Origin of the sequence: Dysgonomonas sp. HGC4, assembly GCF_001261715.1 — a bacterium.
Classification (GTDB): domain Bacteria; phylum Bacteroidota; class Bacteroidia; order Bacteroidales; family Dysgonomonadaceae; genus Dysgonomonas_A.
Genome location: NZ_CVRU01000062.1, coordinates 30,684 through 44,081, shown reverse-complemented (window position 1 = coordinate 44,081; position 13,398 = coordinate 30,684). Strand labels below are relative to the sequence as shown.

7 protein-coding genes are annotated in these 13,398 nt (G+C 34.9%); 3 read left to right on the top strand and 4 right to left on the bottom strand.

The features are described 5' to 3' along the window. Nucleotides 1-94: 94 nt before the first annotated feature. From HGC4_RS06320 to HGC4_RS06310, 3 genes are read left to right on the top strand one after another with little or no spacing between them, the layout of a single operon-like run. Nucleotides 95-1,459 (top strand): sigma-54-dependent transcriptional regulator, encoded by a 1,365-nt coding sequence (locus HGC4_RS06320; RefSeq protein ID WP_050709280.1) that lies wholly within the window; start codon nt 95-97, stop codon nt 1,457-1,459. A gap of 31 nt (nt 1,460-1,490) precedes the next feature. Next, the gene (locus HGC4_RS06315; protein ID WP_050709279.1) at nt 1,491-2,825 is read left to right on the top strand and encodes a sensor histidine kinase; all 1,335 of its coding nucleotides are present in this window, start codon (nt 1,491-1,493) and stop codon (nt 2,823-2,825) included. A gap of 24 nt (nt 2,826-2,849) precedes the next feature. Continuing rightward, nucleotides 2,850-3,677, top strand: coding sequence for an alpha/beta hydrolase (locus tag HGC4_RS06310; RefSeq protein WP_373419306.1), 828 nt, complete (start codon nt 2,850-2,852; stop codon nt 3,675-3,677). 33 nt (nt 3,678-3,710) lie between these two features. Here HGC4_RS06310 and HGC4_RS06305 read toward each other — a convergent pair whose 3' ends face one another. The 4 genes from HGC4_RS06305 to HGC4_RS06290 form a co-directional block, all read right to left on the bottom strand. Next, entirely contained in the window at nt 3,711-6,095 is a 2,385-nt protein-coding gene (locus tag HGC4_RS06305) for an ABC transporter permease (protein ID WP_050709277.1), read from the bottom strand. 27 nt (nt 6,096-6,122) lie between these two features. Continuing rightward, the gene (locus HGC4_RS06300; RefSeq protein ID WP_050709276.1) at nt 6,123-8,438 is read right to left on the bottom strand and encodes an ABC transporter permease; all 2,316 of its coding nucleotides are present in this window, start codon (nt 8,436-8,438) and stop codon (nt 6,123-6,125) included. A gap of 115 nt (nt 8,439-8,553) precedes the next feature. Then, the gene (locus HGC4_RS06295) at nt 8,554-10,878 is read right to left on the bottom strand and encodes an ABC transporter permease (protein WP_050709275.1); all 2,325 of its coding nucleotides are present in this window, start codon (nt 10,876-10,878) and stop codon (nt 8,554-8,556) included. Nucleotides 10,879-11,001: 123 nt separating this feature from the next. Beyond that, nucleotides 11,002-13,365, bottom strand: a complete 2,364-nt coding sequence (locus HGC4_RS06290) for an ABC transporter permease (protein WP_050709274.1) — start codon at nt 13,363-13,365, stop codon at nt 11,002-11,004. Nucleotides 13,366-13,398 lie beyond the last annotated feature (33 nt).

Sequence of the window (13,398 nt, the reverse complement as noted above, 5' to 3'; positions counted from 1 at the left end):
GGTAGCATCCTTTTTCTATTGAATTCGAATGAAGACGAATATCTTATTTGATTATTAACTACATTTGTATTATTAGCTTAATTGATTCTACTAAATGAAAAAAGGAAGTATTCTTGTTGTTGATGATAATAAAAACGTACTAAGTGCACTACGCATTCTGCTGGACAGTTATTTCGAACATGTCTATCTATTATCGTCTCCTAATACACTTATCTCTACATTGAGAGAGAAAAATCCGGATATCGTACTATTAGATATGAACTACTCTGCCGGAATAAATTCAGGAAATGAAGGTTTATACTGGCTATCAGAAGTTAAGAAGATTGACCCAGAACTACCCGTTGTACTTTTCACAGCATATGCAGATATAGAATTAGCGGTAAAAGCATTGAAAGAAGGTGCTTCTGATTTTGTTGTCAAACCATGGGATAATACCAAATTGCTAGCTACACTGCAAGCTGCATTCTCTTTACGTCAATCACGTAAAGAAGTAAAAAAACTACGGGAGAAACAAAATGTCCTAAATTCTGAATTAAATAAAGAGGAGGACTTCTGTTGGGGAGAATCCGAAATAATGCAGAATCTTCTTACCCTCATCAAAAAGGTAGCAAAGACTGATGCCAATGTGCTAATAACCGGCGAAAACGGAACGGGTAAAGAGTTAATCGCAAAAAAGATACATCACCTATCGTTACGTGCCAGTGAAACATTGGTGAGCGTAGATATGGGGGCAGTAACCGAAAGCCTATTCGAAAGTGAATTATTCGGGCATACAAAAGGAGCTTTTACTGATGCTAAAACCGATCGTGCAGGCAAGTTTGAAGCTGCTGACAATGGGTCTCTTTTTTTGGATGAGATAGGCAATTTAAGTTACACTCTGCAAGCTAAGTTACTAACAGCTTTACAATCGAGATATATTATAAGAGTAGGTAGTAATACACCTATTCCCGTAGATATACGTCTTATTTGTGCCACAAACCGAAATTTGTTTAAATCGGTGCAGGAAGGCGAGTTTCGCGAAGACTTACTATATCGTATTGATACCATACAAATAGAAGTTCCCCCACTGCGTGAACGCAAAGAAGATATTGTATTATTAGCTAACTTCTTCCTTGATAAGTTTACCAAAAAATACAACAAAAAAGAATTAAAACTAAGTGATAAGGCAGTTTCAAAACTAGAAGGTTATTCATGGCCGGGGAATGTACGTGAATTACAGCATGCAATTGAAAAAGCGGTCATACTTAGTGATGGAACAGAATTGCAGCCTACCGACTTCTATATGCGACCCATGGAAACTAAAGCGGCTGTTATAGAAGCGATAACTCTCGAAGAAATGGAAAAAATTCTAATTGAAAAAGCTTTGACCAGATACGATAAAAACATATCTGCTATTGCTACCGAATTGGGTATTACACGCCCTACTTTATATAGCAAGATGAAAAAGTATGGTTTATAAGTCGAAACTTATACGATAACTAAAAAATAATATGTTTAAATCTATCGAGTATAAGCTCATACTTTTTTTAATACTATTGATACTATCAGTAGCAGCAAGTACTTATCTCACAATACAAGGCGAATATGTATATGTTGGCATATTTGTACTATTGGCGATATTTTCCTTAAAGAGCCTCTATAGCCATTATAGAAGATTCAATCAAAATATACTTTTCCTTCTCAATGCTTTAGACAATGGAGATTATTCGTTTCACTTTACGGAAGCAAAAACGTCGAAGAGAGAGAAAGAGCTGAATCAGATGATGAACCGTATTAAGGATATATTGACGAGAGCACGAAAAGAAGTAATAGAGAACGAAAAATTTCTGAGTCTTATTCTTGAAAGCGTTTCTACCGGAATCATAATATTAGATCCTCATAATAATGTAAATGCAACCAATCGTGCCACCAATAAATTATTGGGACTACCTGTATTTACCCACTTAAGTCAATTAAAAGCTATTGACGAATCGTTGCCCGAACTTTTTAAAAATTTAGAAGTAAAAGACAATACTCAAATAAAGATAGCTAATGAACGAGAAGAAATTCAGATTAGTTTAAATGTTTCTAAAATAACATTGAAGAAAGGGGCGATGAAAGTTATTACCCTTAATAATATTGGTAATGAACTTGAGGCAAAAGAAATGGAATCGTGGATACGTCTGATTCGCGTAATGACTCATGAAATAATGAATTCGATAGCACCCATTACTTCTTTAACTGAAACCCTGCTCTTCTCGTACAAAATAAATTCGGATGACTCTTCAAACGATTCTCTTCGAAGAAATACAATTGATGCTCTTGAGACCATTAGTTCTACGGCTAAAGGTTTGATTACCTTCGTAGATTCTTATCGCAAATTTACGGGTGTACCAACCCCACAATTCCGCCAATTCGATTTGATTCCCTTATTAGAAAAAATAATCCACCTCGAGTCTGCAAACATGGAAGAGAAAGGGATCACATCCCAGATTACTTATACAAATAAACAGACTATATTAAATGCCGACGAGGGACAAATAACACAGATTCTGGTTAATATAATAAAGAATGCACTAGAGGCCATACCAGCCAATCGGGATGGAAAAATAGAAATAAAGGTAACAGAAGCTGATAATAAAGTATCAATTGATATTGCAAACAATGGCGAACCAATTCCATCCGAAATAGCTGCTCATATATTTATTCCTTTTTTCACTACCAAAGATTATGGTACGGGCATCGGACTTAGTGTATCGCGTTATATTATGCGACTACATGGTGGAAATTTAAAACACCATACTTCAAACGAATGGACTGTTTTCAGCATGGTATTTAATGTGTAACATCAAACAAAATATTTGTATATGATTAAGAAACTAGCTTTAAATATTTGTTTCCTATTAGGTACGTTTTCTATTATTACTGCTCAAAGCACAAATAATAACAATTATGCTCTGCAAGAGAATATCCCCTATATAAGTAGCTCTGAAAAGGATGTTTATAAATTGGAGCGTTGCAAACTCGACATTTATTATCCAACCGATAAGAAGAATTTCCTTACAGTTATCTGGTTTCATGGAGGAGGACTTGAAGGTGGAGAAAAAGGCATTCCTGATGAATTGAAAAATAAAGGTATAGCAGTCGTAGCTGTTAATTACCGCTTAAGTCCCAGAGCCAAGAACCCTGCATATATCGAAGATGCTGCCGAGTCTGTTGCATGGGTTTTCAAAAACATTGCCTCCTTTGGTGGTAACCCCGAAGATATTTATATTTCGGGACATTCGGCAGGAGGGTATCTAACTCTTATGGTCGGACTCGATAAAAGCTATTTGAATAAGTATAATATAGATGCAAACTGCATAAAAGGATTGATACCCATCAGCGGACAAACAAATACACATTATACAATTAAAAAAGAGCGGGGACTTCCTATCGAAATACCTTATATCGATAATTATGCACCTCTGGCTCATGCACGAAAAGATATTCCACCCACACTTCTTATTACAGGAGACAGGAGACTCGAACTACCTGCACGTTATGAAGAAAATGCACATTTGGATGCAATCTTAAGGATATTAGGTAACAAAGAAATCACCCTCTATGAACTGCAAGGATTTGACCATGGAGCGGTATATGCACCGGGATGCTACCTTATTCTTGATTGGATAAAAAAACACAGCAATAACAATTAATAAAAAAAGGGGAAACGAATTCCCTTTTTTTTATTAATTACTCTTTACTGATTTCACTGGATTTATCTTTGCTGCTTTCCAGCTTTGGAAACTAACAGCAAAAAGAGAGATAAGAGAAACAAAAATACTTGCTCCAATAAACATCCACCAGTGAAGTTCTGTTTTATATGCAAAACTTTCGAGCCACTTATCTATAATAAACCAAGCAGTAGGTATAGCAATACAAACCGAAAGTATAATCCACCTCAACAAGCTCACATTAAGCATCACAACAATTTCTTGATTAGTTGCTCCATTTACCTTTCTGATGCCAATTTCCTTAGTACGCGTTTTTATCATAAATGTCATAAAAACAATCAATCCTAGAATAGTAATTATTAAGCATAATACCGAGAAAAATTTTATAACCTTACCAGCATTCAGTTCATTCTTATATACTACATTATACGTATCACTAAGAAATTTATAATTGATCGGATAATCTGGATTTATTTTACCCCACACAGCATTCAATGTTTGCATAGCCTGAGTTTCTTGTTCAGGTGCAAATCTTATCATAAAGCAATTCATAAACATATTGCGTTGCAGTATTATCATGGGTATAGCATCTTCGTAGACACTCGTATATGTAAAATCCTCCACAACTCCCAATACAACCGCAGATTGAGTAAAATCGAGCGAGCCATGTTCTATCTTTATCTCTTTACCAATAGCTTCTTCCGCAGATGCAAATCCAAATACCTGCAAAGCTTTGCTGTTGAGAATTACATCTTCTTTTATATTCGAAAAGATTTTTTCATCCATTCGCTTAAAAACAAGATCTTCCTCTTCTTTTAAAGTCAACTTCAAGGGAGGAAATAACGTACCTGCAACTAATTTAATTCCATAAAAAGAAAAGAAATCTTCACCTATAACCAATACAGGTATATATGTTTGTTCTTTCCCGTCAATAGAAACGCCAATCATATCTCTTACCGCCGAACCAGGTAATTGCATGGCTCCCGTTACCGATTCTATTTCGGTATGTTTAAGCAATTCATTCCTCAGTGTAGAATAATTACTGATAACCTCTGTTGGCTGTTCTTCAAGAACCAGAATATTAGTATCCGTACCGCCAACCTGAGTATTTTTTATCAACATAATCTGATTGTTGATACCAATAGTTACTATAATTATAAAAATCACAATACTATATTGTATAACAAGCATATATTTTACATTCGAGAACGAGAAGCGAGCAGCTTTAATATCTATGCAATCATTGAAAAAATAGGTTGATGAAATATTTGACAGAATAGGTAATAACGAAATAAAAGCTGTCACCAATAAAAACAATAAAGTGAGTATGATTTCCTCTCCAATAGAAATAAAATTAAAGGAGATTGAAAAATAATCAGCTACAAATGCCGAGATCAGTTTCCCCATCAGCCCCCCTATAACAGCTAACCCAAAGACCACCTGAAACTCGTCTTTAGCAACCACCATTGACGAAGCTCCATTAAATCGAAGCAATTGATAGTACCTTTTATTATAAGAGAAGATAACACTGGCATTGAGCCATAAATTAAACATCACAATAATAAAAAGTAGCACATTGGCTCCAATAATAAGATAGACATAAAAGATATTACCATTGGGTTCCATCTCTCTCAAGACATGACTTTTCAGGTGAATATCCGTCATAGGCATAAGACTTATCTTAGCACTGGGTCTCTGAGGATTTTCCTTGAGAAAGACATCTGATATTTTTTTCTCTAATTCTGAATAGTTCTGCCCTTTACCAACTAAGAGATAAGCATAGAAAAAGAGACTATCAAAATCGGTTTCTTGGACAATAATATCAGTATGGAAATGGGTATTATCAGGCATATCCTTAAAAACACCACTTATAGAACAGGTCATATTATTGAACCTACGCCCACTCAATTCGATCTTCTCTCCTACTATATCTGTCTTTCCGAATAGTTGATTTGCCTGTTTTTCACTAATCACAACACTTCCGGGTGATTTAAAGGCTGTTTTGCGATCTCCTTCCAACAATGGAATATCGAGTATTTCAAAAAGGTTCTCACTCGAAAAATAAATATCAGTTACTACTTGCTTTTTTTCATTGAGGGTAAGAATAGCTGTATTTATTTTTGACAACTTCAAACCATCTTCTATTTCGGAAACACTTTGCAATATTTGATTAAAGTTGGTTCCGTAGATACGTCCATCAGCTTGTTGCCCATCGTAGCTCACCGTCATACGAACTATGCGATCTGCTTTCGAATAAAACTTATCGAAGCTAAGCTCTCTCTTTACATAAGTGTATGAAACGAGTATACATGCAAACAAGAGAGCCAAACCCAACAAATTTACAATTCTAAGATTTTTCGTTTTCCAAAAACGCCTCACTACAAATGGAGTATTATACATAATATGTTTTATTTTAAGAGATACTCTTTATTCTCCCTTTATTGAATCAATGGGATTGGCTCTTGCTGCTTTTAAACTTTGCCAACTTATAGACAGAAGTGATAATAACAATACTATCGCACCTGCAGCCACAAATCCCCACCAACTAAGCTTTATTTTGTAAGCAAAATTGTCTAGCCATTGACTCATGGCAAAATAAGCAATGAAGCACCCCAACACAAAAGCAATCAATACTCTTATAAAAGAATCGGCATTAAGCATTCTCAAAATCTCTCCTTCGGTTGCACCACTTACTTTGCGGATAGCAATTTCTTTCTCTTTTTGTTGAATCAGATAGAGTGACATGGCAAAGACACCCATCACCATAATTATAATAGTAAGGATGGTGAATACTAATATTATTTGAGAAGTCTTTTGTTCTTTCTCGTACCATTTCTGTATAGTTTCGTCAACAAATCTGGTTTCAAAAATTTCACCTCTGTTATATTCCAGATATACTTTTTTTATCTTATCTGTCGTCTGCAATAAATTTGCATTATCTCCTATCTTTACAATAATATCATATGGCTTTTGCTTATCGCCAAGTAGCTCAACAGCAATCAAATTATCTATTTGATGAAGAGACCCTGCTCTGAAATCGCTAATAATTCCCAGAACCTGAACATTCTCCCTATATCCTACGTTTGCCATATTAGTTGCAGAATCGGTCAATAAATCATATGCTTTTTGATTCAACCAAAATGAGTAATTGGCTGTAGGTGTATTTATTGGCACAACCTTTATTCCGAAAATACTAAAAAACGCAGTATCAGCCGCAAAATACTGGTAGGAAATCTTCTCGCCATCCCTTTCAAATAAATTATGATATATACCATCTATAGGTGTACCTGTGGCATAAGAAACATTTTCCACTCCCTGAATAGTTAACAACGTAGCCTTGAATGCCAACAATTGACTTATGTCTAATTTATTATTCATCACCAATATACGTTCTCTATTAAATCCGGTGTCATAACTTACAAGAAAATCCGATTGTTGCTTAATAAAAAAACTACAGACAAGTAAAGCTATAGCAACAGTATATTGGAAAACAATCAGAAGTTTAGAGTACTTGGATTTCATTTTTTGTGTAAAAGAACCTTTGACAACCTCAATTGGATTGAACCTTGAGATAACAAGTGCCGGAATAAGACCTACCAGAATAGAAATAAGAAGTATAAAGAGAATAGCAATAATAACCAGTAAAGGAGTAAATTCATTTATTAACCTGAGATTAGTATTCAACAAATTATTAAAGTATGGCTCTACCATAAAAGCCATAAGCAGCGCGAGAATAAATGTAAAAGAGGTCATCAATAATGATTCAAGCAAAAACTGTAAAATCAAATCTTTACGGCTACACCCCAGTAATTTTCTCAGAGCCGCTTCTTTACCTCTGAATCCGGCTTGAGCAATTGTCATGTTTATATAATTCAGCAAGGCTATCACCAATATTAAGATTGTAACCGCTATATATACTGTAATCAGAGTCGGGCTATTTGTCCTCAGGTCATCTAATCCTTTGATTTGCGAAAAATAAACATCTTTCAGAAGTATAAATGATAATTCCTCATAATACGAGGTATCCTCGGAGTGCCCTTTTTTTAAAAGCCTTAAAATATCAGCACTTTTTGATTGTAAATCCGCTCCTTCTTTTTCGAGAAAAAACATTCCATAATTAGACCATGTCCATCTGGTAAAAACACCCTCTCCATAATATTGGGCAAGCGAGCTATAAGTAACAATTATATCTGCTTTTCGGAATATCGTATTATCAGGTATATCTTCTGCAAGCCCGGTTACTATATGTTCTTCATTGTCTATAAAGATTGTTTTACCGACAGGGTTCTGCTCCTTAAATATCTTATTGGCAAACGACTGAGTTAATACTACTGATTTTCGGGCAACAAGCGCCTGTGAACTATTGCCTTCGATGAACTTAAATGAGAATATATTGAAAAACGTAGAATCGGCAAATAACGTTTTGGCGGCTTGCTTTGGAGTACCCTTATTTCCAATTGCGGTTTTTTTAGAGGTAAAACGTGTGAAGGATTCAACCTCCGGAAAATTGTCTTTGATAAAAGGGGCAACGGGGTTTGCAAAACTTGAATAATCTTCATTGCTAAGCAAAAATATCCTGTCTTTTTTCTCATGGAAGCTATCAACAGATAATTCCTGTCTTACATAGACACTCAATAGTATCACAAATGTAAGCGATACTGAAAAGCCAATAACCGAAACCAAAGTGTACAATTTGTTGCGGGACAAAAATTTCTGATATACTTTTAAATTTGATATCCTCATTTTATATTTGTTTAAATATTCAAGTAAAACAGAGAATCATTGATTCTACATACGAAAAGGCTCTTTACTTACTTTTCATTTTAGAGTCTGCTTAAATTATTAATAAAATGATACATTACTCTCCTTTTATTGAATCAACAGGATTGGCACGTGCTGCTTTTAAACTTTGCCAGCTTACCGAAAGTAGAGATAATATCAGTACTACCAGACCTGCAACAGCAAAAACCCACCAGTTCAGTTCTATTTTGTAAGCAAATCCTTCGAGCCATCTACTCATGGCATAATAAGCTATCGGGCAAGCAAAAACAAAAGCAATAAGTACTCTAATAAAAGAATCCATATTTAGCATTCTTAGAATCTCCCCCTCAGTAGCACCATTTACCTTGCGGATACCTATTTCTTTCTCTTTCTGACGAATAAGATAAAGTGACATGGCAAAGACACCCATAACCATTATTACAATAGTAAGTATAGTAAATGCTGATATAATTTGAGAAGTCTTTTTCTCTTTCTCATACGCATTCTGAACAACATCATCTACAAATTGCGACTCGAAAAACTCTCCTCCATTGTATTGAGAATATGTGTCTTTTATTTTATCTGCTGTTTTGTATAAATCTGCTCCTTTAGCAATTTTCACTATAATATTCCACGGAAGATGACCATGAGGTAAGTTTTGGATACGCATCAAACCAATTGGCTCCCTTAACGATTTGAAGTTAAAATCATTAACAATTCCTGCAATCTGTTTATACTCATTATGCCCAAAATTGGCTAGAAACGAAATTGAATCGGGATGTAGTGCATTATAAGCAGTTTGGTTTACCCAATACGTATCATTAGTAGGCTCTATACCTGTCGGAGATATTTTAATATCGAATATCTTGAAAAATGTAGAATCTACAACTAGTTCTTGGAAACTAAACTGTACCCCATCCACTTCAAAAGAATAATTATTGCTGCCAGTAGCAGGTGTACCGCGAGAATAAGAGACCAATTCAACACCTGATATTGATTGCAACTTATCTTTGAACCCCTCGAGTTGAGCACTATCTAAAACATTATCCATAACAAAAACACCATCACGATTGAAGCCTTGATCATAATTCACAAGAAAATCGGACTGCTGTTTAATAAAGAAGCTACATATAAGTAGAGCTATCGTAACAATATATTGGAATATGATAAGGCCTTTAGAATACTTCGCTTTCACCTTACGAGAGAAAGAGCCTTTCACTATTTCGATAGGGTTGAAACCTGATATAATGAGTGCCGGAATAAGACCTGCGACAATAGAAATAGATAAGACAAAAAGAATAGCTACACCAATAAGTGACGGTGTAAACTGACTCGATAAATGTAGACTCGTATTTAATAAGCCATTAAAAGATGGCTCTAATAGAAATGCCATGAAAAGCCCCAAGATAAAAGTAAAAGAGGTCATTAAGAATGATTCGACTAGCAATTGCAGTATTAAACTCTTACGACTACAGCCCAGAAGTTTCTTCATAGCTGCTTCTTTACCTCTGAATCCTGCCTGCGCAATTGTCAGATTAATATAGTTAAGCAAAGCAATAACTAATATTAGTATAACAATACCCATATATACAGAAATAAGTGTTTTGCTATTAGTCCTGATAGATGAATATGATTGATCTATCTGAAAATAAGCATCCTCCAGAGGTATAAACTTTAGATCATTGGTAAAACCGTCTTTATAATACCAGAATTCTTTCTTGAATAACTCCAATAACATTGATGTTTTAGCAGGCAGATTACTTCCCTCTTTTTCGAGAAAATACATTGTAAAACCAAAATTATCCGATCTATCCAATATCCAATCTCCACCCCAAATCATTGTAATAGACTTATAATTCACAATAAAATCAGCCTTATGTATCTGTGTATTCTGAGGGATATCTTCCATTATACCTGTAATAGTATGTTCCGTATTATTAATAATAAGATGAGCACCTATCGGATTTTTATCCGCAAACATCTTATTTGCAAATGACTTTGTTACTACCACCGATTTTAAGGGAACCAAAACCTGAGAAGGATCGCCCTCTAGAAGCTTGAATGAGAAAATACTGAAAAAGCTCGGATCAGCAAACAATGCATCCGCCTTTATTTTAGCTCCCCCTTTCTCACCTAAGATCACAGGAGTGAAATGTATTCGGGCATATGCTTCTACTTCGGGGCACTTATCTTTAACAAAATCGGCAACAGGATTGCCAAATGAAGTAGAAGTATCATGAGCCATTAAAAAGATTCTGTCCTTTTTCTCATGGAAGCTATCCACCGATAATTCCTGCTTTACATATATACCCAGTAATATCACAAACGTAAGTGATACCGAAAAGCCAACCACCGATACCAAGGTGTATAATTTGTTTCGAGACAGAAACTTCTGGTATATTTTTAAATCTGCTATTCTCATTATCTTATATGTTTTAATTTTTGCTAAAAAGAAGGAGAAGTGGTATCTAACTAATAATCACTTTGCACATGAAAAAAAATGAAAAATAGACTTCTCCTTCACAGAATATTATGGAAACTAAAATTATTCGTCTTTAATAGAATCTACGGGATTAGTTGATGCAGCTTTCCATGTTTGGTAACTTACTGTCAACAATGCAACCAAACCCGATAAAATTCCGGCTAAAAGAAATACCCATATACTCAAATTTACTTTTACGACAAAGCTATTGAGCCAGTTATTTAAGAATAAATAGGATATTGGACAGGCTATAAAGAAAGAGATGATTACCCATATCACAATGTCTTTATTTAGTAATAATAAAAGATCGGCAAGTGTTGCCCCATTTATTTTACGAATACCTATTTCTTTTATCCTTCGTTGAATAGAATAGAAAGCCATAGCATACAATCCTGTTATTGTAATTATAAAAGTTATAACCAAAGCATAGCTTAAAACATTACGTGTATTGATTTCCGACAAGTATAGTTTTTCATATGTTTCATCCAAGAAATGATATTCGAAAGGAACATACGGCACAACTTCTTTCCATTTTTTCTCTATGGTTCTTATCGCTTTTTGTGGATCGCCTACAATTTTGAAAAATATAGGATTGTTCGCGGTGTGTGATGTACTAAGGTACATCTGAGGATCGGGCTCTTGATGAAGCGATTTTACATATGTGTCTCTTATCACCCCCTTCACAATATAGGGCTCACCATCTTTTTCACTAAGTTTTCCCCCAATAGACACTAGACTAAAAGACTTTCCAACCGGATCTTTAAGTCCCAAAACCTCAGCAGCACGCTCATTGATAACACAATAATTTGCACTGGATGAACTTTCGAGAGTTAGCGAATTTTCGCCAGCAACAAACTCCATTCCAAAAAGATCAAAATAGTTAGGTGTAACCTCCGATAAATCCAACAATATTTGCTCTCCCGTTTCAAGATTCTTTCCACCTATTCCATTCCCCATCTTAAAGGGCAGATTGTATTGTTTTATTGCGACATCTTTGATTGATGGGTCTTGAATCAATTCATCACGTAAAGCTTTATAGTCAGCGCCAAAAGTATCCCATCCTTGTACATATATTACGTTTTTATTATCGAATCGTAAATCCTGAGATAGAATATAATCAATCTGCCTAGCCAAAAAGAATACTACTATGAGTAAGCAAATAGATGATGTAAATTGTATGATGATAAGTATTTTCTGAAAGGCTGACATCTTCTTTCCTCGAAACTTACTCGTAAGCGTCTCGATGATTCCGAATCGGGTCATCTGAAGAGCAGGGAAAGAGCCTGCCAATAGTGTTGTTATAACTATCAGGCAAATAATATATAAATACAATTCAGGCGATAAGAAATCGATACTTACCTGAGATCCTGTATAACTATTAAAGACTGGTAAAGTAAATATAGCAAGCAATACACCGCCAACAACTGAAACCAGAACATACACAAGGGTCTCTTTATAGAAATCTGATATCAGAGATATTTTGCTTGCTCCCTGCGATTTTTTAATTCCTATAGCCTTTGCCCGAATAAAGGAAGTTGAGATAAACAGATTCGTGAAATTTATACAAGCAATAATAAGAATAGCAATAGCTGTGGTTAGAAATATAATCAAAAGCTGCTTATCTCCTTTAACCGCACTGTCAAAAGCAGGGTCCGTTTTACTAAAATGGATTTCTTTTAAAGGCTCAAGATTTACATCATTATGCGCACCGTCTAAAAACGAAGATGCACCCAATTTATTAATTTGAGTAAGTTTCTCCTCAATAGAGCCAAAATCAGCATTAGAAGGTATAACAAAGTAGGTATCATACGAAAAGCTACTATTCCAGCCCAAATCTTTGAATTCACCAAACAAAGGAAATACCATTTCGCCTTGAATATGCGAATTTCGAGGCATATCATACATTATTGCCGAGACTGTAAATTGAGACCCATGAATCTTAATAATTTTACCTATAGGATCTTCTTCTTGAAAATATTTTTTAACTGCATATTCAGTTAGAATCACATTATCTGGAGCAGAAAAAGACGTTCTTATATCGCCTTTCTTTAGAGGAAAGGTAAAGAATGAGAAGAAATTATGATCGGTAATAAGCACCTTTACACCCCAGCTAACCATATTATTTATAGTTACACCATCGGTTCGTACTACTACCCTACACATTTGCTCTATTTCAGGAATTTCAGCTGCGGCTAATTCTCCCAATGGTTTGAAAGAGGATGCTGCTTTTATAGGTTCTTCATTTAAAACAAAGCTCTGCACAACCCGATACATTTTATCTCCATTGGTATGGAAATTATCGAATGTCAATTCGTTAATAGCCCATAATCCCACAGTAAGAGATACCATGATCCCAAGACTCAAGCCGCAAATATTCAATATGCCGACAGTCTTTTGTTTGCTAAAATTCCTGAGAAATTGCTTCATAATTTTCTTTTTCGCTAAAGATGAAATAGAATA